Source organism: Pseudomonas ogarae (assembly GCF_014268695.2).
Classification (GTDB): Bacteria; Pseudomonadota; Gammaproteobacteria; order Pseudomonadales; family Pseudomonadaceae; genus Aquipseudomonas; species Aquipseudomonas kilonensis.
In genome coordinates this window covers 2,184,447-2,206,649 of sequence record NZ_CP077086.1, presented here as the reverse complement: position 1 = coordinate 2,206,649, position 22,203 = coordinate 2,184,447, and the positions used below count along the sequence as shown (strand labels likewise).

Genomic DNA, 22,203 nt, shown 5'->3' with positions numbered 1-22,203 from the left:
AAACAAAAATGCCCGTGTCCAATGACACGGGCATTTTTATTCACGGATCTTTTTATTCGAGCACTTCAACCGGCATGCCGACTTCAAGCCGACCGTTGCTGTCGTTGACCAGGTTCTGGCCGAACATCGCACCGTCCGGTGTCGAACGGTATTGCTGCAAGGTGGCAAAGGGTTCGCGATTCGGGTCGCGTTCGCCGGTCTGCGGATCGACCGTGGTCATGATGCAGCGCGAGCATGGCTTGACCAGCCGGAACTCCACCTCGCCGATACGAATGCGCTTCCAGCCGTCCTCGGCAAACGCCTCGCTGCCTTCGACCACCAGGTTGGGGCGAAAGCGCAACATTTCCAGCGAACGACCGACCCGGCTCGACAGGTCCTGCAAGGACGCCTGGCCAATCAGCAGCAGGGGGAAACCATCGGCAAAGGCGACCTTGTCATCGTCCTTGCCATAACCGGCTGCGGTGGTGCGCGCCAGTTCCACCGGCACATGCACCAGCCGCGTGGGGGTGCCGATGAATTCGCTGACCCAGGCCGCGGCCTCGTCACCGGCATCCGGCACGCGCAAGGTGTCACGCCAGATGATCACTGCGCGCCGCTGCTCTTCCTGGGTTGGCGGCAGCGGCACGTCGATGGCGCCATGGCCCGGCGCGCTGAGCGTCAGGCCGCCCGCTTCGTTCCACAAGGCTGAGAGCTGGCTCATCTTCGCCACGGCGCGCTGGGTCAGGAAACGACCCGTGCCCTCATCCACCAGCATCCAGCGCCGATCACCGTCCAACCCCAGCTTGTCCAGCCCAATCCCTTGCAGGGGCTGGCCCTGGCCGGACTTCAACGGATACCGATACAGCGCGCTCAGCCGCAACATGGTCAACTTCCCTGGTGGCGAAAAAATGCCACCTTATACGAGCCGGCCATCGAAGCAAACCACCCTCGGCTTCAGTCGAGCATCAGCCGCTGACGCACCACGTCGACCAGCTTGTCCGGCTGGAATTTGGAGAGGAAGTTGTCGCACCCGACCTTCTTGACCATCGAATCGTTGAAGCTGCCGGACAGCGAGGTGTGCAATACGACATAGAGCCCACGCAAACGCGGATCGTTGCGGATTTCGGTGGTCAGGCGGTAGCCGTCCATTTCCGGCATTTCCGCGTCGGTGAAGATCATCAGCAATTTATCGGTCATCACCTCGCCGGTATCGGCCCAGGCCTTGAGCATGTTCAGGGCTTTGAGGCCGTCGCTGGCGATGTGCATTTTCACGCCCAGTTGACCCAGGGTATCGCGCAGTTGCGAGAGCGCGACGTTGGAGTCGTCCACCAGCAGCACTTCGCGGCCACGGGCGCGCTCCAGCACCGGGTCTTCGAGTTTGTCCCGGGAGACCTTGGCGTTGTAAGGCACGATTTCGGCCAGGACTTTTTCCACGTCGATGATTTCCACCAACTGATCGTCCACCTTGCTGATGGCCGTCAAGTAGTGCTCACGACCGGCGCTGGTCGGGGGTGGCAGGATGGCTTCCCAGTTCATGTTGACGATGCGGTCGACACCGCCCACCAAAAATGCCTGAACCGAGCGATTGTATTCGGTCACGATAATGGTGCTGTTAGGGCCTGGCACCAGCGGACGCATGCCAATGGCCTGGGACAGGTCGATCACCGGCAACGTCTGGCCCCGCAGATTGACCACGCCGCACACGAACGGATGGCGCTGCGGCATCAGGGTCAGCTTCGGCAGTTGCAGGACTTCCTGGACCTTGAACACGTTAATGGCGAACAACTGCCGCCCCGCCAGGCGGAACATGAGAATTTCCAGGCGATTCTCACCCACCAGTTGGGTTCGTTGATCTACTGTGTCGAGAATGCCGGCCATCGATGACTCCTGGGCTTGTTCGGATGAATCCAATAAAAGAGATATCGGCTGCACCAGCCGAATCTTGACCCCGGATAAAATACAAGCGTGGGGGCATTGATGTCACATTAACATCATGCTTTACTGGCTTCGTAACTTCATCTGCGATTTTCCTCGCCGCGCGACCCTGGTTTGCGCGCAAAGTTCCGCTGCCTAAGGGATTCCCCTAGGCACAATCAGGTCCAACCTGATATTCCCGTTATCCAATAGCCATTAATGTGACGCCATTCTCATTGCTGAACGGAGTCAGGCTTTTGTGCGCGACCACAGGACATCGGACCTCCAGTCTTTCGGCCGATCCCACCCGTGCAATTGTTTGCGAATTCACTTTCGCTGAACGGCAGGGGCGTGTCGCCGTGCGTCCGTCCGCAATCGACCTTGAGATCCAGCCGTTCGCCATAAGCGGTTTTCTTTCGCCTGACATGATGTTGTGGAGATAAGCATGCCGAACGATCGTAGGAACTGGAGTCAGCGTCTTCCCGAACTTCTGATCGAAGCCGAGACGCTGCTGGCCAAGTCGGAGGAATGCCTGAGCCATCTGCAATTGATCAACAACGACAAGGACGCCATCGATTGCATGCTCAGCACCTTGCTGAAACTCTCGAACAAGGCCAATGCCCTGGCGCTGGAAGCCGTTTCGGAGTTTTCACTGCATATCCATGGTTTGCTCAATCACGCGCAAAACCACATGGAGTTGCATGACCAGGCCTTGGACGCCCTGAAGGATTGCTTGACCCTGATGGCCTGGCAACTGGAACTGGTCGATCACACCACAGGCCAGTTGGGCCTGGACAGCAGTGAACAGATCTCGTTGATCGAGGCATTTGCTTTCCAGGTAGGCCAGTGCCCTGGCCAGGCATTGGCAGCGTCATGTCCGCTGGCGTTGGTACCCTACTCCCAGAAACAAGCCTGATGCGATGATATCGGCTCAATGCGGCGCGACCGGCCCATGGTGCTTTCGCCGCGCCATGCCGAGCGCGACCAACGATAAGCGAAGTGGTACCATCTCGCGCGTCAGCCACTTCAAGACAGCGCCGTAAAAGCCGCCAACCGAAGCCGCCCTCGACCTGAAACGTTTACCCGACCGGCCTGTCAGACGCGCTGACCGGCCTGCCCGCAGCGAACATTCATTGGCTCCATCCGCTATGTACGCCAGCCTCAAGTCATTCATCACCTGGCCTCCCTCCCGAGAAAACGCCCGTCGCTTCACATTATTGTTGTGCGTCTGCTCGACCCTCGGCAGCCTGCTGGCCTACCTGTTCGCCCATACGGTGCCGTTGAGTCTGTTGGCACTGAATGTCGCAGCCATGACCTGTGTCTGGATCCACCATCGATTGTCGCGCAAATCCATCAAGTTCCAGCCCCAGGAACTGGCCGACCGATTACTTGAAGTACAGGAAAACGAGCGCCATCGTCTGAGCCGCGAATTGCACGACGACATTGGCCAGTTGCTGACCGCGGCGAAACTGCAAGGCGAATGGCTCAAGCGGCGGATGCCGGAAGAATTGCAAGGCCAATGCGCGCTGCTCTGCGAGACCCTGGACGAAACCCTCAACAAGGTCCGCGATGTATCGGCGATCCTCAACCCCAGGGAGCTGACCAGCCTCGGACTTGAAGCCAGCCTGCGGGCGCACCTGCTCAAGACGCTGGCCAACGTCCCGGTGAAATGGAGCCTCGATTGCCAACAGCGCATGGCGGGCATCCCCGAGGAAATGTCGGTCGCGGTGTTCCGGATCACCCAGGAAGCGGTCACCAACATCTTGCGTCATGCGCGGGCGACGAATCTGCTGGTACGCCTGCAACGCCTGCCCGACGGCCTGACCCTGGAGATCAGCGACGATGGCCAGGGTTTTGTCCCGGCCACCCACCCCGCGCGCGAAGGTCAACGGGGCATGGCCGGCATGTTGGAGCGGGTCGAACAATTGGGCGGCACCCTCAAGGTCACCAGCGAGGCCGGCAAAGGCACGCACATCGAAGCACGCTTTCCCTGGGCACCGCGTGCCCTGGAACGAGCCAGTAAGAATAAGGTTCTCCTTTGATTTGTAATTTGCTTCTGGTAGATGACCATTCCCTGATCAGGGCCGGCGTACGCGCGCTGGTCATGGATATCCCCGGTTATGCCGTCATCGGCGAGGCCAGTGATGGCACGCAATTGGTGGAATTGGTCGAACGGCTGAACCCCGATATCGTACTGCTGGACATCTCCATGAAGGACACCAGCGGCCTGGACGCCCTGCTACAGCTCAAGCGAGTGCGCCCCCACAGCAAGGTGCTGATCCTGTCCATGCATACGGATCCGGCGCTGATCATGCAGGCGCTGGAATCCGGAGCCCATGGCTACCTGCTCAAGGACACCACTGCCCATGAGCTGAAACACGCCTTGGAGGCGTTGCGCAACAATGAACGCTACCTGAGCCCGGCCATCGCCCACACCGTGATCAACCAGGCGCTGACTCGCGTCCAGAAGCACCAGCCGGACCCCGCCCAGGCCCATAACCTGACAGCACGCCAACTGGAAATACTGCGGTTGATCGTACGCGGCAAGTCCACCCGGGAAATTGCCAACGGCCTGAACCTGAGCATCAAGACCGTCGAAACCCACCGGGCGCAAGTCATGAAGCGCCTGCAGATCCATGACGTGGCCGGCCTGGTGCTGTTCGCGGTGCGCGAAAAAATCATCAGCCTGGACGATTGAGCGCAGCCGTATCGCCCAACAGTGGCGAATCGGACGGCAGATGCACGCGCAGTGCCTTCGGGCGGACAGTGAAACGCAGGGCGTCGACCTGCAACGGCTCGCCATCGAGATTGATATCCAGGCCTTGGGCGACCTTGATCTCCACCCATGGCAAGCGCGCGCGAACAAACATGTTGTCGATGCCCAGGCCGCCCGCCAGCAAGTCCTTCAACGTACTGACCACTTCCTGAGGCGCCGGCAGGATGCTGATGTCCAGCAACCCATCATCGGCCAACGCCTGCGGGCACAGCACATGGCCTCCCCCCGCCTGTCGACCGTTGCCGATACCCAGCGCGAGCAAATCGCCCTGCCAGTGGAAATCGGGGCCTTGCAACTCACCATAGGCGGCACTCAGCTCACTGAATCGCGACAGGCCGGTGAACAGGTAGGCCGCGCCCCCCAGGACTTTCTTGAGGTCCTCGGAGGTGTTCGCCGTCACCTGGCTGCCAAAACCGCCAGTGGCCATGTTCAGGAAAATCCGGCCGCAGACTTCGCCCACATCCACCGCCCGTGGCGCAACGTCAAGCAAATCCAGGGCCTGCGCCGGCTCCAACGGAACACCGGCGGCCCGGGCGAAATCGTTGGCAGTGCCCAGCGGCAGCAGTACCAGGCTGGCATCGCTCGATTTGAGGACGATCGCTTCGGCGATGTCACGCAGGGTCCCATCGCCGCCGCCGGCGATCAGTCGCGTATAACCGGCCTCCAGCGCCTCGTCGACGCATCGTTGGGCATCACCGGCTTCCCAGGTCAACCGTACCGCCAGGTCCCAGCCCTGCTCGCGCTTGAGCATCACCGCCGTGCGAACCTCTTCGTTGAGCGCTTGCTTGCCATGCAAAATCAACAGCGCCTTGCCTTTGCTCATCGTTGTCTCCGTCATTGGAAGGTTCAGGAAATGGGACCGCTCATTCGACCGAAATAGCCTCGATGAACCTCAATTTATTAAAAAAGGCAGGAAGGCGAGCCCCGGGAGAAAACCCGTTGGGCAGCTCGCCCGACCGGTACGCCTTGATTCGAAGAGTTTTCTTACAAGATCTGGCGAATCGGCTCAATTGACCCTCTAGCGGTATTGAGAGACCTTGGCCTTCTGTTCTGCTGGAACGCTAAAACCCTCATCACACAAGGAAGCACTTACCCATGGATGGATACGTCACGGCCCGCCGGGGCCGGATCAGTCGTTTGAACAGTTATGACCAAGGGGATGAACCGTCCCATGCATAACCGTGAATACAAGCTGTTGCCCCGGCAGCGCCCGTCCTTCGGGAACGGGCGGGCCGATACTCGGAACGAATGCAAAAGTTGCAGTAATCCCGTTGGAGGAATTGATTTGGAACCGCGCGTCGTTGAACTGGAAACCCACCTCAAATACATCCGCAAAGACATGGATGAAATTCGCACCGACGTAAAGGTGATCCGCCACCGGCTGGCCTATTCGGCTGGCGCTGCAGGGGTGGTGCTCGGCCTGCTGGGCTGGATTGCGAACAATCGATTCGATCAGTTGGTGATGCTGCTCACACGATGAAGGGTGAGACGCATGCAGGCCCGAGTATCCGACTCGGGCCGCAGAACACCTGTCACAGGGCTAGCCAAGGACTTCACTCAAGGGAATGAAGCCCACTTCATCGCCCTCCACCAGCGTCCGTCCCTCCAGCACTTCGACCAGCCCTTCGGCCCAGGCCGCGCTGCGCAGGACACCCGAGCTCTGATTTCGGTAGATGATCGCTCGACCATTCTCCATGCGGCCTCGCAAGTACTCTCGTCGACCGCCCGCCTTCGACCAGGCGAAACCGGCCGGCACCTTGAACTTGAGCGGCGCCACCGACTGAACGCCTTGGCGTCTCAGCAGGTAAGGCCTTGCCAGCAATGCGAAAGTCACGAGGGTCGAGGCCGGGTTTCCAGGCAGGCCTATGACCGGCACGCCGCGGTAATGCCCGAACGTCAGCGGCTTACCCGGCTTGATGGCGAGTTTCCAAAGCGCCAGCTCACCGTCCTCGCGCAAGGCGATGCCCAGGAAGTCCGCCTCCCCCACCGATACCCCGCCGGTGGACAGGATCAGATCGACATCTGACAACTGTGCCAGGCGCTCGCGGGTGGCCGATAAATCATCAGGCAGGATACCCGCGTCAACCACCTCACACCCCATGCGTTGCAGCCAGCCACACAGCAGCACGCGGTTGCTGTTATAGATCTGGCCTGGGCCCAGCGCCTGACCGGGTTCGACCAGTTCATCCCCCGTGGACAGGACTGCGACGCGGACCTTGCGCACCACTTCCAGCGATGCACAGCCCAAGGATGCCGCCAGCCCCAGCTCGATCGGCCCCAGGCGAGTGCCAGCAGAGAGAACCTGCTCCCCGACGGTGGTCTCCTGTCCCTGGGGGCGAATGTTCTGCCCGCTGATCATGGGCTCGATAAACCGCACCCGCTGATCGTCTTCAACCACGGCGTTTTCCTGCATCTCGACGCAATCCGCGCCGGCCGGGACTGGCGCCCCAGTGAAGATTCGCGCGCACGTGCCAACGGCCAGCGGCTCCGGGGCCTGCCCGGCAAAAATCCGCTGGCTGACCGTCAACGGCTCGCCATTCCAGTCAGCCAGCCGCAAGGCATAGCCGTCCATGGCGCTGTTGGGCCATGGCGGCAAATCAAGGCTCGACACCAGATCCTCGGCGAGCACTCGCCCTAGCGCCGCGGCCAACGGTAAATGCTCGCGCTGGACAATCGGCGTGGCCGCCGCCATCTCGAGCAGTCGCTCCAACGCGACCTCAACGGCCATCAAGGCGCCGGCCTTGCCCGGTTTACCCACGGGATTCACAAGGCGCTGCCTGTTTCAAATGAGCCACGAAGTTGCACGGCCGATGCCGCACATCCAGTTGTTCAGCCAGGATGCCATCCCATCCGGTACGCACCGCATTGGTCGAACCCGGCAGGCAGCACACCAGCGTGCCATTGGCCAGGCCAGCCAGCGCCCGGGACTGCACGGTGGAAGTGCCGATGTCGGCCACGGATATCTGTCGGAACAACTCGCCAAAACCATCGACCTGCTTGTCCAGCAGGCACGTGACGGCTTCCGGCGTACTGTCACGCCCCGTGAAGCCGGTGCCGCCAGTGATCAACACCACCTGCACCACGTCCTCGGCAATCCAGGTCGCGACTTGCGCGCGGATCTTGTACAAATCATCTTTGAGCAGGACCCGCTCCGCCAGGTTGTGCCCGGCCGCCGTGAGCCGATCGACGAAGACCTGCCCGGACGTATCGGTTTCCAGGGTACGGGTATCACTGACAGTCAGCACCGCGATATTGAGCGGCACGAAAGGTACATCAGCCTTGGCTTTCATAGGCTCGTCCAGTTGTGGAGGAAACAGCCCGGTGTTATATCACAGCGCTTCATTTTTTCGCCCGTGCGGAGACACGCCATGACCTCGAACACGTCACTGCCACCCTGCTCCATTCTGCTCCTGGCGGGCGGGCGCGGACAACGCATGGGCGGCCAGGACAAAGGCCTGGTGCCGTGGCAGGGCGAACCGCTGATTGCCCATCTGCATCGCCAGACCCGCGCCATGAGCGATGATCTGATCATCTCCTGCAACCGTAATGCGCAACGTTATGCACCGTATGCCGATCAGTTGGTGCATGACGAGGAAGGCGACTTTCCCGGGCCACTGGCGGGCATCCGGGCGGGTCTCAAGGCTGCGAGGCACTCGTATTTGCTGGTGCTTCCGTGCGATGTGCCGCAAATCGACGCCAACCTGCTCGATAACATGCGCAGGACGGCCAGCCAGCACCCCGACCAACCGCTGATGGTGCGGCACGGCGAGCACTGGGAGCCGCTGCTGTGTGTCATTCCGTTGGCCCTGGCAGCGAGCTTCGAACAAGCCTGGCGCGAAGGCGAACGCAGCCCCGGTCGTATCATGCGCGCACTGCACGCCGTTGCATTGCAATGCCCAGCCGACGATCCCCGCCTGGCAAATCTGAACACACCGGAGTTACTGGCCCGGCACAAAGGCGTGTCAGATTGACACTAGCCAGGAACTTGCGCGCGATGTATACGTCTGAAGGTCAGTAACTTGAAGAATCCATTTCGGAGAAACACCATGACACAACGGACCCTCGCCACGTTCATGCTCGCTCTGGGCCTCGCCACCCTTGCCGGGTGCGCTTCGCCAACAGTGATCACCTTGAATGACGGTCGCGAAATCCAGGCCGTCGATACCCCACATTACGATGAAGAAAGCGGCTTCTACGAATTCGAGCAACTGGATGGCAAGCAGACTCGCGTGAACAAGGATCAGGTTCGTACCGTTAAGGATTTGTAATCTGTAACGCTGCTGCCCGATGTCGCTAAAAAACGGCGCTTCCTGAAGAGGGAGGCGCCGTTTTTTTTGGGGGCTTGGTTTTGGGTTTTGGGTTTTGGGTTTTGGGTGTATATCCGTTTCTTCGGTAACGGCCACTGGCGGTTCCGCTCTTACAGCGGGTCACTTTCGAAAAGCGCGAAAGTAACCAAAGCGCTACATGCCCCACCACTTGGTGCCTCGCTTAGGCTCGGCATGCCTGAACGAAGGCATTGCTCCGTGGGCCGCCGCGAAGGGCCATCCATGGCCCAGCGCGGCTAACCCGGCATCCATGCCGGGTTGCCCACTGCGCAATACCTTCGTTCAGCCAGCGTGGTTAATGGGGCGCCGAGATCAACGTCCACCGCGAGGCGGCCTGATAGCCGACCTGGTTCTTGGTGGGACCGCGTTTTTCCTGTGGGAGCGAGCTTGCTCGCGATAGCGGTGGATCAGTTTGTGATGATGGTGGGTGTGCCTATGTCATCGCGAGCAAGCTCGCTCCCACAGGTTTTTGTGTCGTGTGCTGATGTTGTGAATACCCACAGCCCCATGTGGGAGCGAGCTTGCTCGCGATAGCGGCAGCTCAGCCACACAGATGCTGGACGTGCCCCGCTCTTGCTTTGCTTTGGATTTTGATCTGGGGCGCCCCGTTAACCACGCTGGCCGAACGCAGGCATTGCGCAGTGGGCACCTCGGCATGGATGCCGAGGTAGCCGCGCTGGGCCATGGATGGCCCTTCGCGGCGGGCCCACGGAGCAATGCCGGAGTGAGGGCACACCGAGCCTAGGCGAGGTGCCGAGTGGTGGGGCAAGCCTTTTTTGCTTACTTTTTTTGGCGTTTGAAAAAAAGTGAGTCGCCGTAAGGGCGAAACCCTAAGTAGCCGTTACCGAAGAAACGGATATACACACCATTCCCCCTGAACAAAAAACTACCAGTGCAACGAAATACCGCTCTCGAACACCCGCTCCTGACCAGTAACCGGATCAACAAAACGCAACCCTTGAGCCAGCAGCTTTAAAGGATTCGAGTAATCATCCTCAACATCCCGAAGCACATCAGGATAAAACGGATCATTGCAGATCCCCGCCCCAAGGGCATTCATGTGAACCCGCAACTGATGCTTCTTACCCGTAACCGGATACAAGCCATAGCGCCACAACTCGCCGTTCCTTTCCAGCACTTCGATGGCCGTTTCGGTATTGGGTTCGCCCGGCCCTTCCTGCATTCGGAAGAACGGTTCGCCATCGATCATCCGGCTTTTATGCACCCGTGGAAAGGTCAGCCCGGGCAACGCGCGGGCAATGGCCTGGTAGCGTTTTTCGATCTGCCGCGTCGGGAACAACGACTGATACGCCGAGCGGGTGTTCGGGTTGGCCGAAAACAACACCAGCCCGGCCGTATGCCGATCGATGCGGTGCAAGGGCACCAGATGAGGGTTGTCAAACCGACGGATCAGCCGTCGCAACAAGGTCTGCTCGACGTATTCACCTGCGGGAGTGACAGGCAGAAAATGTGGTTTGTCTGCCACCACCAGGTGTTCGTCGGCGTACAGGATAGACTCCACCACCGGGATCGGCTTCTCGTCGGGCACTTCACGGAAGTAGTGGATGCGCAGGCCTTCGCGGTACGGCAAGTCGACCTGGATGGCCTTGCCCTCTGCGTCCAATACCCGCCCTCGAGCGATCCGGTCCAGCCACTGCTCGCGACTGATGGCGCTGAAATGCTCGCACAGGCACTCCAGCACCGTCTGCCAGGAACCGGGTGGCAGATACAACGTACTGGCCTGATGATGAGCGGCGGAAAACGATGAACCGGACATTGAAAACTCTTAGGCATTTTTGCAGGGTGGCATTATCCGACAGTCGTACCAGCCAGCCCAGCAATGATTGCCCTACGCCGTGACTGAAGTCGGTTTTGCCGCCGCTTCAGTGAACTCTTTCAACCAGCGCAGTACTTCCACCGCCTCCCAGCGACCTGGATCGTACAGCGCGTACAGCAGGCCCTGGTAACCCACCACATCCAACTGTTTGTGATAGCCGGCACGCTGGAACAACGCTTCGATCTCGGCAAAACAGGTGTTGAAATGCAGTTTATTGAAGGGTGTCTTGCCTTCGGTAACCAAGCCATCCAGGCGCAGTTCCAGGACTGCCTCGCGCACAACGTCCGCGGACATCCTGTTTACGCTGCTTTTCAGTTGTTCGACATTGACCAAGGGGACGCACTCCAGATAGCTGTATAGGCATACAGTAACCGAAGCATGGTACTTTCGCCAACCGCAGTATCAGGAACTGACGGATGAGCCGCTCAACGGAGAAAGGTCACGATCTGTTCGGCCTCGAAGGGCCAGTCCAGCTCGGCACCGGTATCCAGCCTGCGCAGCACAGGAATACGCAGCCCATAACTGTCCACCCAGGCTTCGCGTTCTGAAATGTCCACCAGCTCCACCAACAATCCATGTTCGACGAAAGGCATCAGTTCAGCTTCGGCTACTTCGCAAAGATGACACCCCAGGGTGCCGAACAACTGGCATTCAGGAAGCATGGCGGGTAGACCCAAAAAAGATAGACGGTCATTCTAGGCTCGACCCGGGAAGCCGTCGAGTCGCTGGCTCGCTTGCGGGTGTATCGGTAAAACGCTGATGCAAATCACTGAGCGCCAATGCTTTTCCAGCCACGCTTGTCGCATTTTCCCCTCTACGCTGTGCGTTGTAGCCTTGAAACGGAGTGCCCCTTGTTTGCTAACCTGCTGATCATCCTTGCTTCGTCCCTGGTGGTCATCGCCTTGTTCAGGCGGCTGCGCCTGCCACCCGTATTGGGTTATCTCTGCGTCGGGCTGGCGGTCGGGCCTACCGCGCTGGACTGGGTCAACGACAGCGAAGAACTGCCAGACCTGGCCGAGCTCGGGGTGGTGTTCCTGCTGTTCTCGCTGGGGTTGGAGTTTTCCCTGTCGAAAATGCTCGAACTGCGTCGGGTCGTGTTCGGCCTCGGCAGCCTGCAGGTGCTGTGCTCGGGGGCGGTCCTGGCGGGATTGCTGGTCATGCTCGGCGCGCCGGTGATCGCCGCGTTGTTGCTCGGTGCCGGGCTGGCCTTGTCCTCCACTGCCATCGTCAGCAAGGAGTTGACCAGCCTGGGAGAGATTTTCAGCAGCCACGGCCAGAACGCCATCGGCGTGTTGTTGTTCCAGGATGTGGTCGCGGTGCTGCTGTTGACGCTGGTGCCGGTATTCGCCGGCAGCAGCGAGCACCCGTGGTACTGGGCGTTGCCCTTGACCCTGGGCAAGACCCTGGTGTTGTTCGGCGGCCTGCTACTGGCCAGTCGGCTGCTGTTGCCCCGGCTGTTCCATGAAGTGGCGGCGTCCCGATCCGCAGAACTGTTCGTGCTGCTGGCCCTGGTGATCGTGTTGCTGACGGCATGGCTGACCCACCTGCTCGGCTTGTCGCCGGCCCTGGGTGCATTCCTGGCGGGCATGCTGCTGGGGGAAAGCCACTACCGGCATCAGATCGAGGCCGACATACGCCCGTTCCGCGACATCCTGCTGGGGCTGTTCTTTGTCAGCATCGGCATGCTGATCGACCTGCAGCTGTTCCTCGATGACGGCTTGTTGATCCTGGGATTGACCCTCGGCTTGATGCTCATCAAGGGCTGCGTGGTCGCGATCCTGGTGAAATGGCGCGGCAGCGACGTTGAAACCGCCTGGCGCAGTGGCCTGGCGCTGGCCCAGGGCGGCGAATTCTGCTTTGCCCTGATGGCGCTGATGCAGCAGAACCGCCTCATGCCCGCCGACATCAGCGGCCTGCTGCTGGCCGCGACATTCTGCTCGATGCTGCTGACCCCGCTGTTACTGCGCGCCGCACCCCGCGTCGCCGCCCGCCTGCATCGCAAACCCAACGAAGAGGCGCAACTGGACCAGATCAGCGCACTCAACGCCGGCTTGTCGGGCCATGTGGTCATTTGCGGCTACGGCCGCGTCGGCCAGTCCATCGGGCGATTCCTGCGCCGCGAAGGCCAGGCGTTCGTCGCCCTGGATGACGACCCGGTGATCATCCAGGAAGCCACCGTCGGGGAAAACTGCGTGCACTACGGGGATTCACGACGAGGTGACCTGCTTGCGGCCGTTGGCTTGAGCCGCGCCAGGTTGCTGGTGATCGCGGTGGACAAGACCGACATCGCCATCACCGTGCTCAAGGCGGCCCGGCAGGTCAACCATCAGGTACCGATCCTGGTGCGCACCCGTGACGACAGCCAACTGGCCGAATTGCAGGCGGCCGGGGCCAGCGAAGTGGTCCCGGAGCTGCTGGAGTCAAGTCTGATGCTGGCTTCCCACGCCCTGATCATGCTCGGCCTGCCCGAGCAGCAGGTCCAGCAGCATGTGGATCAGGTCCGTCACGACCGTTATCGCCTGCTCCATGGTTTTTATCCCGGCAACCAGGACAAGGAGCCTTAGTGCAACGCTCAGTCCTGGCTGACCGCACCGATCTTGTGAATCGACAGGTCGGCGCCGTAATACTCTTCTTCCTGGGTCAGGCGCAGCCCCAGCACGGCCTTGATCACGCCATAGACCGCAAACCCGCCGGCCAGGGCGACGACAACACCCAGCGCCGTGCCAATCAACTGGCTGATCAGGCTGACCCCACCCAGGCCGCCCAGGGCACTCTGGCCAAAGACGCCACAGGCAATGCCGCCCCAGACCCCGCACAGCCCGTGCAACGGCCAGACACCGAGCACATCGTCGATCTTCCACTTGCCTTGGGCCGCCGTGAAGCACCAGACAAACAAGGCACCGGCAATGGCACCGGTGGCCAGCGCACCGACCGGGTGCATCAGGTCGGACCCGGCACAGACCGCCACCAACCCGGCCAGCGGGCCGTTATGCAGGAAGCCTGGGTCATTGCGCCCGACAATCAACGCCGCCACGGTACCGCCCACCATGGCCATCAACGAATTGACCGCCACCAGCCCGCTCACCCCGGGCAAGGTCTGGGCACTCATCACGTTGAAACCGAACCAACCGACAATCAGGATCCACGAACCCAAGGCCAGGAATGGAATGCTCGAAGGCGCGAACGCCACCAGGCGACCGTCCCGGTAGCGGCCGTTACGCGGGCCGAGCAAGAGCACCGCCGCCAACGCCAGCCAGCCGCCCATGGCATGCACCACCACGGAACCGGCGAAGTCATGGAAACTGGCGCCGAACCGGGCTTGCAGCCACGCCTGCAGGCCAAAATTGCCGTTCCAGACCAGGCCTTCGAAAAACGGATAGACAAACGCCACGATCAGCACCGTGGCACACAACTGCGGTGCGAACCGCGCACGCTCGGCAATACCGCCGGAAATGATGGCCGGGATCGCGGCGGCAAAAGTCAGCAGGAAGAAGAACTTCACCAGGCTGTAGCCATGATCGGCGCTGAGCACCGCCGCCGGTTGCAGGAAGGTCACACCGTAGGCAATCCAATAGCCTATAAAGAAGTAGGCCAGGGTCGAGACCGCGAAATCGCTGAGGATTTTCGACAGCGCATTGACCTGGTTCTTTTGCCGGACCGTTCCCACTTCAAGAAACGCAAAGCCGGCGTGCATGGCCAGGACCATGACTGCGCCGAGCAGGATGAACAGCGTATTGGAGCTGTGGACCAGACTGTCCACGGCACTTTGTATATTTTCCATGGTATTGGCAGACCTGAAAAAGTTGAAAAAAAGCACCAAATCGGCTCGCTTGCCTTGCGAGCGCACCAAGTTGAAACGACTCATTGGCCGGACGCAGGCCGCTGAACCGCTTTGGTGCGCAAGAAGGGTCAAAACGAAATCCCGCCTGGAGGTGCTTCGCGGGTTTTGATTATTTGGGTTAAGGTTTTTCGGGCTTTCGCCCAGCTTCAGCGCACTGGCGCAGGCTGACGCACCAGTACATGGCAAAAGTCTGAGCAAAAGTTGTACCAGTCACTTTCACTGAACCTTCCGGGAAGGCTCATACTCGAACGTTTCAGACGTCACTTACGGAGATTCACCGATGGCCAGAACCCAGGCAAAGACTGCTCAAGAAACCCTGATGGAAGATTTCCAGACGCTGGTCAGCGACACGGAACGGTTGCTCGATCACACCGCGACGCTGGCAGGCGATCAAGCCGATGCACTGCGCAGCCAGATTCACGAAACCCTCCTGCGCGCCCGCGAAACGCTCAAGCTGACGGAAGATTCCATGCGCGAACGCGGCCAGGCTGCGGTGGTCGCCACCGAGGAATACGTACAGGCCAACCCTTGGCAATCCGTGGGCATTGCCGCGGGCGTGGGCTTTCTGATTGGTCTGCTGGCGACACGGCGCTAATGATGGGTATCGACGAATCCGGCTCGTCCGAAGCGGGCACACAACCGACAGCACGTCGCCTGGGCGCGGCGTTTCTTGGCTTGCTGCATAGCCACGTCGAATTGTTCGGCATGGAGTTGCAGGAACAGAAGGCACGCACCGTCAGCCTCCTGCTGTTCGCCGGTCTTGCGCTGGTGTTCGGCTTGCTGCTGTTGGTCGGGCTTTCGGCGCTGGTACTGATCCTGGTATGGGACACCTATCGCCTGGCGGGCATTATCGGCCTGTGCCTGTTCTATCTGCTGGCAGCGCTGTTCTGCGGTCTGCGGCTCAAGGCAGCGATCTATGACGAGTCCTCCCCTTTTAACGCCACCCTCGAAGAACTGGCCAATGACCGGGAGCGCCTGCTGCCATGAGCCTGCCTGATATCCCTCAAGCCCGAACCCGACAGGAAATGCGCAAGGCGCTGGTGCGTCTGCGCATGGAAATGCATCGCCAGGAAATCCGTCAGGAAACGCGCCAGTTGCTGCAGCCCTTGCAACGGGTGCGCGGCTTGACACAAAGCTGGCACGAAGGTTTCGGCATCAAGCATGCGCCACTGTGGGGGGTGGCGGCGGTGTCCCTGCTCGGTTTCATCACCGGCAAACGGACCCGCAACGGCGGCGGTGGCTTGACAGGCCTGATCCGCCTGGCAACGACATTGCTGCCGTTGATCAAGGTGGCCAAAGACCTGCGCAAACCCTGAGGGCCTCGCCACAGGGTTGTGTATCAAGTCTGTGCAGGCCTATAGGCCTTGCAGGGCAGCCCACGAACCGGGAAGCTAGGGCATCGACATCATCAAACGGAGCAACCGGCCTTGGATTGGCATACCCTGCTGACTCGCGAACGCCTCGGAAAACCGCTGCACAGTCCGCAAGAGCTGGGCCGCAGTCCTTTCCACAAGGACCACGACCGCATCATCTTTTCCGGCGCCTTCCGCCGCCTCGGACGCAAGACGCAAGTGCATCCGGTCTCCAGCAACGACCACATCCATACGCGCCTGACCCATTCCCTGGAAGTCAGCTGCGTCGGGCGTTCCCTGGGCATGCGCGTGGGAGAAACCATCCGCAATGCCCTGCCTGACTGGTGTGAGCCAAGCGATCTTGGCATGGTGGTGCAATCGGCCTGCCTGGCCCACGACATTGGCAACCCACCGTTCGGTCACTCCGGTGAGGATGCTATCCGCTATTGGTTCCAGCAGGCCGCCGGCCGTGGTTGGCTCGATGCGATGAGCGAAGCCGAGCGCAACGACTTCCTCAACTTCGAAGGCAACGCCCAAGGATTCCGCGTCCTCACCCAGCTTGAATACCATCAGTTCGACGGTGGGACGCGTCTGACCTATGCCACCCTAGGCACCTATTTGAAGTACCCCTGGACCGCCCGCCACGCCGACTCGCTGGGCTACAAGAAACACAAGTTCGGTTGCTACCAGAGCGAACTGCCACTGTTGGAGCAGATCGCCCACAAACTCGGTTTGCCACAGATCGAGGAGCAACGCTGGGCGCGGCATCCCTTGGTGTACCTGATGGAGGCCGCCGATGACATCTGCTACGCACTGATCGACCTGGAAGACGGCGTGGAGATGGATCTCCTGGAATACCCGCAGGTGGAATCGCTGCTCCTGGACCTGGTAGGCGACGATCTTCCGGACACTTACCGCCAGCTGGGGCCGCTGGACTCGCGGCGACGCAAACTGGCGATCCTGCGAGGCAAGGCCATCGAACACCTGACCAACGCCGCCGCCCGGGCTTTTGTCGAACAGCAGGAAGCATTGCTTGCCGGCACATTGCCGGGGGATTTGGTGGAGCATATGCACGGCCCGGCAAAACGCTGCGTGTTGAATGCCAAGGACATGGCGCGCCGCAAAATTTTCCAGGACAAGCGCAAGACCCTGCATGAAATCGGTGCCTACACCACGCTGGAAATCCTGCTCAACGGATTTTGCGGAGCCGCCCTCGAACAGCACGGAGGCCGTACGCCTTCGTTCAAGAATCGCCGCATTCTCGACCTGCTGGGGAACAACGCGCCGGATCCCAACGGCCCTTTGCATGGTGCTTTCCTGCGCATGATCGACTTCATCGCCGGGATGACTGACAGCTACGCCAGCGAAATGGCCCAGGAGATGACCGGTCGCACACGCCAATAAAAGGCGTGGATCGACGGTGTGCTGCACCTGGCACAAAACCTGTGGGAGCGAGCTTGCTCGCGATGGCAGTGGATCTGTGCGCATCAATGCAGGATGTGCCACCGTCATCGCGAGCAAGCTCGCTCCCACAGGGATTGGCGGTGAATGTGAATTTTGTAGCGCTGCGCCACAAGGAGTTTGAAGTAGATAAATAACGATATGATTTACAAAAACCTCGATTAAAACGCTTCTTTTGTTTGCACAGACAACACTATCAAAGAAATATCCCTTCACACATAGCCAACTCCTCCCCCCTCCTGTTGCCACCCGCCTACTAAAAAACCGATTACATCGTAATATCTTGCCTCTTTTTTTGTAGGAAACTTCTGAAATTGAAGTTGCATGCCTGTCTCTTCGTACGGCCCTGGTTGTAAGTGGGCTAAGGTGCGCGCTTTATTCAAGTTCGCAGGGTAATTTATTCATGAACTCCGTTTTCATTGTCGACGATCATCCGGTCATCCGCCTCGCCGTTCGCATGCTTCTGGAGCATGAGGGCTATAAGGTCGTAGGAGAAACTGACAACGGCGTCGACGCGATGCAAATGGTGCGCGAATGCATGCCAGACCTGGTTATCCTGGACATCAGCATCCCCAAACTCGACGGGCTGGAAATCCTTTCGCGCTTCAATGCCATGACCACTCCGCTCAAGACACTGGTGCTCACGGCCCAGTCGCCGACGCTCTTCGGCATTCGATGCATGCAGTCCGGTGCCTCTGGTTACGTTTGTAAACAGGAAGACCTCAGCGAACTTGTCAGCGCGATCAAAGCAGTATTGTCCGGCTATAACTATTTCCCCAGCCAGGCACTGAATCCGGTACGCCCGGATGACCCTCGCAGTATCGAGCTGGACCTTTTCAAAAGTGTCAATGATCGGGAGCTGATGGTGCTGCAACTTTTTGCCCAAGGCCGTACCAACAAGGAAATAGCCAAAGGCATGTTTCTAAGCAATAAGACCGTCAGTACTTATAAGAAACGGCTGATGCAGAAACTCAAGGTCAAGTCCCTGGTCGAGCTGATTGAAATGGCGAAGCGCAACGCGCTGGTGTGAGAAGAAACAGGATGCTCAGACGCATAACCGAATGTCTCCTGCTGATCAGCGCAGCGTTATATGCAGGAGTGCTCATGGCGGCACCGGACGCGCCCGAGCACTATACGTTGCTGGGCCGTTCGTCCATGGCCCATACCGAGATCAAGCTGGATGACGTTCACCGCGCCTGGCTACAGGATCGGCAGGCGCTGGTCCTGGGAACGTCCGCGCCGGATTACCCGCCCTTCGATCTCTCCACCAGCGGACGCGACTACGAAGGCCTGACGGCCGATTACGCCGACATCATCGCCAAGGCCACCGGCCTGCCCATGAGCGTCCTGCGCTTCGACTCCCGCGAGGCGGCCATGGCCGCACTCAAGGATGGGCAAATCGATATGCTTGGCACCGCCAACGGTTTCGAAGCCCGCAACCCCGACATTGTGCTGTCGACGCCGTACGCAGTGGACCAACCCGTTCTCGTCACCCGAACGAATGAAAGCCGATCCCTGACTGACGATCTCGAAGGGTTGCGGCTGAGTATGGTCTACCACTACCTGCCGCTACGGGAAATTGAAAAACTCTACCCCAAGGCACTCATCACCACCTACCCGTCCTACCAGAACGCCATCAATGCCGTCGCCTTCGGCCAGGCCGATGTATTTCTCGGCGATACCCTTTCCACCCACTACATGATCAACAAGGGCTACTTGAGCAATATCCGCATGGCCAGCTTCGGCAAACACGAATCCCATGGCTTTGGTTTCGCCGTACGACGTAGCGACACCCGCTTGTTGGAAGTCATCAACGCTACGCTGAACCAAGTCTCCATTGCCGAGCAAGCCGCCATCTCCAAACGCTGGAGTGCAGGCAGCGACCTGTACCTCACGGACCACAGGATACAACTGACCGACCGCGAGCAACGCTGGCTGGCCAGGCATCCGGTGGTTCGGGTGGTGGTGAACGAAACCTCCGCGCCCTTCACCTTCTTCGATGCGGATGGGGACTTTCGCGGCATCAGTGCCGACCTGCTGGAACTGATCCGGCTGCGCACCGGCCTGCGCCTGGACATCCAGCGCCGCCAGAATGACAGCGAAATGATTACCGCGGTCCTCAACGATCAAGCCGACATCATCGCCGCGCTCTTGCCCAGCAGTGAACGACAACTCCAGTTGAAGTTCAGCCGCCCCTACGTTGACAGCTCGTTCGTCCTGCTGACCCGCAAACAGTCCGACACGCCCACGACACTCGATCAGTTCGGCCACGCCAGCCTGGCAATCGCCAAAGGCAATCCGGTCATTGAATGGCTACGCAGCCAGTACCCAGACATTCAAATCATCGAAACGGACGGCCCCTTGCGCGCCGTGGAAATGCTCGCCCATGGCCAGGTCGACGGCAGCGTGAACTCGCAGGTGATGGCCAACTATTTCATCTCCTCCTATGCGTGGCGCGACAGGTTGCAAATCAGCAGCACGGTGGGCACCCAACAGGCCATGTTCGCGCTGGCCACGGCAAAAAACGCCACCGAGTTGAACGCCATCCTCGACAAGGCCCTGACCAGCATCGACCCCGACGAACTGGGCGTCATCAACAACCGCTGGCGCGGTTACGTCTCGCCCTCGGAACACACCTGGCGCACCTACAACCGCCTGTTCCTCCAGGTCGGCGCGGGCATTGGCCTGTTGCTGCTGTTTTCCCTGGCGTGGAACGCCTACATGCAGCGCCAGATCAGGCAGCGTCAACGGGCGGAACTGGCCCTCAATGATCAGCTCGAATTCATGCATTCGCTGCTCAACGGCACCCCTCACCCCATCTACGTGAGGGATCGCAACGGCATCCTGCAAAGCTGCAACGACAGCTACCTGCAAACGTTCGACGTCAAACGCGAAGACGTCATCGGCAAGAACCTGATGCCAGGTTCCATGAGCAACGCCTTCGAAGCGCAGGAGTACCAGGCGGACTACCAGCGTGTCATGGCCGAAGGCTCCGCCCTGATCGTAGATCGGCCCCTGCACATCGGGGACAGGCAACTGACGATCTATCACTGGATCCTCCCCTACCGAAACTCCGCCGCCGAAGTGCAAGGCATCATCGGCGGCTGGATCGACATCAGTGAACGGCGCCAGCTGTTCGAGGAACTGCGCGCGTCCAAGCAACGGGCCGATGACGCAAACCGCGCCAAAAGCACGTTCCTGGCCACCATGAGCCATGAAATCCGCACCCCCATGAACGCTGTGATCGGCATGCTTGAGCTGGCCCTGAAACAGGCCGACAAGGGCCGCGTGGACCGTTCAACCATCGAAGTCGCGTACGAGTCGGCCTCCGGCATGCTCGAGCTGATAGGTGACATCCTGGACATCGCCCGTATCGAATCCGGTCACCTGAGCCTGGCCCCCGAACGCGTCAATCTCGGGGCCCTGCTGCAATCGGTCATTCGGGTATTCGAGGGCGTGGCCCGGCAGAAGAACCTGGCGTTGTCCCTGCAGTTCGACGCCGCCGAGGGTAGCCCTGACGTGTTGATGGACCCGTTGCGATTCAAACAGGTGCTGTCGAACCTGATCAGCAATGCCCTCAAATTTACCGAGCAGGGCCAGGTCGTGGTCAAGGTCCGGCTGTCTCCAACCGACCAGGACGACGTCCTGCAAATGCACCTGGAGGTCAACGACAGTGGCATCGGCATCGACCCGGCGGACCTGCAACGTTTGTTCGAACCGTTTGCCCAGGTCGATAACACCAGCCGGATGGCCCGCAACGGCGCAGGGTTGGGGCTGGTGATCAGTCGCAACCTGTGCCGGATGATGGGCGGCAGCCTGGACATGAGCAGCCAGCCCGGCTTCGGCACCCAGGTCCAGGTCTGCCTGCAACTGACCGTCCTGTCGACGGCGCCGGTTTGCCCCCCACTTGAACCGGTCATCGGCACGGCCCAGGCCACCCTGAACGTCCTGATCGTGGACGATCATCCCGCCAACCGCCTGCTGATGTCGCAGCAACTGGAATACCTCGGCCATCACTACCAGGTCGCCCATGATGGTGCCCACGGGCTCGAGGTCTGGCAAAAAAACCATTTCGATCTGGTCATCGCCGATTGCAACATGCCCATCATGAACGGCTACGAACTGGCCCGGTCGATTCGTCGCGATGAGTCCGAGCAACAACGACCGCCCTGCACCCTCCTGGGGTTCACCGCCAATGCACAACCGGAGGAAAAACAACGCTGCCAGGACGCTGGAATGGATGACTGCCTGTTCAAGCCGATCAGCCTGAGCGCCTTGAGCCAATGGATCAAGACAGTCAAACCCGCCGGCCGCCCCACAGCTTTCAGCGTACAAAGCCTGCAGGCGTTGACCGGCGGCGACCCGTCGTCCAACCGGCGCCTGCTGGCCGAATTGCTCAGCAGCAGCCGCTCGGACCGCCAGGAATTGCTCGACGTCGCCCACGGCGCAAACAGGCAAGCGCTGACCGAAACGGCACACAAGATAAAAGGCGTCGCCCGCATCGTCCAGGCGACCTCGCTGATCCAGCGATGCGAGGCGTTGGAGCACGCTTGTCATCAAGCGCAGGCACCTGAGCAAATCAATGATTGCATCGATGCCCTCGACCGCGCCATGACCGAACTGGAGCGGGCCCTCGAAACAGAGATCTCCAAGGCAAAATAATCCAGCGTTTACTATGCTATTCGCTCAGCAGTGCGTACCTGGGGGGTTCTCGATCG

22 protein-coding genes are annotated in these 22,203 nt (G+C 60.1%); 13 read left to right on the top strand and 9 right to left on the bottom strand.

Annotated elements, in window-relative coordinates; translation table 11 throughout:
• Positions 1 to 52: 52 nt before the first annotated feature.
• Together HU749_RS09895 and HU749_RS09890 are read right to left on the bottom strand one after the other, a co-directional pair.
• Complete coding sequence (locus HU749_RS09895; protein WP_186650219.1) at positions 53 to 862, bottom strand: MOSC domain-containing protein; 810 nt, start codon at positions 860 to 862, stop codon at positions 53 to 55.
• A gap of 71 nt (positions 863 to 933) precedes the next feature.
• A complete protein-coding gene (locus tag HU749_RS09890) occupies positions 934 to 1,857 on the bottom strand; it encodes a chemotaxis protein CheV (protein ID WP_003183670.1) in 924 nt (307 codons plus the stop codon).
• A gap of 481 nt (positions 1,858 to 2,338) precedes the next feature.
• Here HU749_RS09890 and HU749_RS09885 point away from each other — a divergent pair, with 481 nt between their 5' ends.
• The 3 genes from HU749_RS09885 to HU749_RS09875 all read left to right on the top strand — a co-directional run bounded on the left by HU749_RS09885 (position 2,339) and on the right by HU749_RS09875 (position 4,591).
• Positions 2,339 to 2,809, top strand: coding sequence for a hypothetical protein (locus HU749_RS09885; protein ID WP_079305581.1), 471 nt, complete (start codon positions 2,339 to 2,341; stop codon positions 2,807 to 2,809).
• A gap of 232 nt (positions 2,810 to 3,041) precedes the next feature.
• Positions 3,042 to 3,935, top strand: coding sequence for a sensor histidine kinase (locus HU749_RS09880; RefSeq protein WP_046063781.1), 894 nt, complete (start codon positions 3,042 to 3,044; stop codon positions 3,933 to 3,935).
• Entirely contained in the window at positions 3,932 to 4,591 is a 660-nt protein-coding gene (locus tag HU749_RS09875) for a response regulator (protein ID WP_186650216.1), read from the top strand. Before HU749_RS09880 ends, HU749_RS09875 begins: the two co-directional genes overlap by 4 nt.
• Here the strand turns inward: HU749_RS09875 and yegS are convergent.
• A complete protein-coding gene (yegS, locus tag HU749_RS09870; RefSeq protein WP_079305579.1) occupies positions 4,575 to 5,492 on the bottom strand; it encodes a lipid kinase YegS in 918 nt (305 codons plus the stop codon). The genes HU749_RS09875 and yegS overlap by 17 nt on opposite strands.
• A 348-nt stretch (positions 5,493 to 5,840) precedes the next feature.
• Between yegS and HU749_RS29200 the strand changes: the two genes are divergently transcribed.
• Positions 5,841 to 6,149: a hypothetical protein gene (locus HU749_RS29200; RefSeq protein WP_225919147.1), complete on the top strand. Its 309-nt coding sequence runs from the start codon at positions 5,841 to 5,843 to the stop codon at positions 6,147 to 6,149.
• Positions 6,150 to 6,209: 60 nt separating this feature from the next.
• Here HU749_RS29200 and HU749_RS09860 read toward each other — a convergent pair whose 3' ends face one another.
• The gene (locus tag HU749_RS09860) at positions 6,210 to 7,397 is read right to left on the bottom strand and encodes a molybdopterin molybdotransferase MoeA (RefSeq protein ID WP_172898786.1); all 1,188 of its coding nucleotides are present in this window, start codon (positions 7,395 to 7,397) and stop codon (positions 6,210 to 6,212) included.
• Positions 7,398 to 7,419: 22 nt separating this feature from the next.
• Positions 7,420 to 7,959 carry a molybdenum cofactor biosynthesis protein B gene (gene moaB, locus HU749_RS09855; RefSeq protein ID WP_003183685.1) on the bottom strand — a complete coding sequence of 180 codons (540 nt, stop codon included), beginning with the start codon at positions 7,957 to 7,959 and terminating at the stop codon, positions 7,420 to 7,422.
• Positions 7,960 to 8,037: 78 nt separating this feature from the next.
• On the opposite strand from moaB, the gene mobA reads away from it, so the two are divergent.
• Positions 8,038 to 8,640 carry a molybdenum cofactor guanylyltransferase MobA gene (gene mobA / locus HU749_RS09850; protein ID WP_095963510.1) on the top strand — a complete coding sequence of 201 codons (603 nt, stop codon included), beginning with the start codon at positions 8,038 to 8,040 and terminating at the stop codon, positions 8,638 to 8,640.
• 75 nt (positions 8,641 to 8,715) lie between these two features.
• Positions 8,716 to 8,937 carry a YgdI/YgdR family lipoprotein gene (locus HU749_RS09845; protein ID WP_003199454.1) on the top strand — a complete coding sequence of 74 codons (222 nt, stop codon included), beginning with the start codon at positions 8,716 to 8,718 and terminating at the stop codon, positions 8,935 to 8,937.
• A 943-nt stretch (positions 8,938 to 9,880) separates the two neighbouring features.
• Here HU749_RS09845 and HU749_RS09840 read toward each other — a convergent pair.
• The 3 genes from HU749_RS09840 to HU749_RS09830 all read right to left on the bottom strand — a co-directional run bounded on the left by HU749_RS09840 (position 9,881) and on the right by HU749_RS09830 (position 11,493).
• Positions 9,881 to 10,771, bottom strand: a complete 891-nt coding sequence (locus HU749_RS09840) for an RluA family pseudouridine synthase (protein WP_186650214.1) — start codon at positions 10,769 to 10,771, stop codon at positions 9,881 to 9,883.
• 72 nt (positions 10,772 to 10,843) lie between these two features.
• Positions 10,844 to 11,164, bottom strand: a complete 321-nt coding sequence (locus HU749_RS09835; protein ID WP_014337296.1) for a hypothetical protein — start codon at positions 11,162 to 11,164, stop codon at positions 10,844 to 10,846.
• A gap of 92 nt (positions 11,165 to 11,256) precedes the next feature.
• Entirely contained in the window at positions 11,257 to 11,493 is a 237-nt protein-coding gene (locus HU749_RS09830) for a glutaredoxin family protein (protein ID WP_014337295.1), read from the bottom strand.
• Positions 11,494 to 11,682: 189 nt separating this feature from the next.
• Between HU749_RS09830 and HU749_RS09825 the strand changes: the two genes are divergently transcribed.
• Positions 11,683 to 13,395, top strand: a complete 1,713-nt coding sequence (locus HU749_RS09825; RefSeq protein WP_046063774.1) for a cation:proton antiporter — start codon at positions 11,683 to 11,685, stop codon at positions 13,393 to 13,395.
• Positions 13,396 to 13,403: 8 nt separating this feature from the next.
• On the opposite strand, the gene HU749_RS09820 is transcribed toward HU749_RS09825, so the two are convergent.
• The gene (locus tag HU749_RS09820; RefSeq protein ID WP_046063773.1) at positions 13,404 to 14,612 is read right to left on the bottom strand and encodes an ammonium transporter; all 1,209 of its coding nucleotides are present in this window, start codon (positions 14,610 to 14,612) and stop codon (positions 13,404 to 13,406) included.
• A 340-nt stretch (positions 14,613 to 14,952) separates the two neighbouring features.
• Between HU749_RS09820 and HU749_RS09815 the strand changes: the two genes are divergently transcribed.
• The 6 genes from HU749_RS09815 (at position 14,953) to HU749_RS09790 (ending at position 22,147) form a co-directional block, all read left to right on the top strand.
• Positions 14,953 to 15,267: an ElaB/YgaM/YqjD family protein gene (locus HU749_RS09815; protein ID WP_003199441.1), complete on the top strand. Its 315-nt coding sequence runs from the start codon at positions 14,953 to 14,955 to the stop codon at positions 15,265 to 15,267.
• A gap of 2 nt (positions 15,268 to 15,269) precedes the next feature.
• The gene (locus tag HU749_RS09810; protein WP_024618372.1) at positions 15,270 to 15,659 is read left to right on the top strand and encodes a phage holin family protein; all 390 of its coding nucleotides are present in this window, start codon (positions 15,270 to 15,272) and stop codon (positions 15,657 to 15,659) included.
• Complete coding sequence (locus tag HU749_RS09805; protein WP_046063772.1) at positions 15,656 to 15,988, top strand: hypothetical protein; 333 nt, start codon at positions 15,656 to 15,658, stop codon at positions 15,986 to 15,988. The genes HU749_RS09810 and HU749_RS09805 overlap by 4 nt, the downstream gene beginning before the upstream one ends.
• Positions 15,989 to 16,099: 111 nt before the next feature.
• Positions 16,100 to 17,428: a deoxyguanosinetriphosphate triphosphohydrolase gene (locus HU749_RS09800; RefSeq protein ID WP_046063771.1), complete on the top strand. Its 1,329-nt coding sequence runs from the start codon at positions 16,100 to 16,102 to the stop codon at positions 17,426 to 17,428.
• A 460-nt stretch (positions 17,429 to 17,888) separates the two neighbouring features.
• On the top strand, positions 17,889 to 18,515 hold the full coding sequence (locus HU749_RS09795; protein WP_014337291.1) for a response regulator transcription factor: 627 nt from the start codon (positions 17,889 to 17,891) through the stop codon (positions 18,513 to 18,515).
• 11 nt (positions 18,516 to 18,526) lie between these two features.
• A complete protein-coding gene (locus HU749_RS09790; RefSeq protein ID WP_172436113.1) occupies positions 18,527 to 22,147 on the top strand; it encodes a transporter substrate-binding domain-containing protein in 3,621 nt (1,206 codons plus the stop codon).
• Positions 22,148 to 22,203 lie beyond the last annotated feature (56 nt).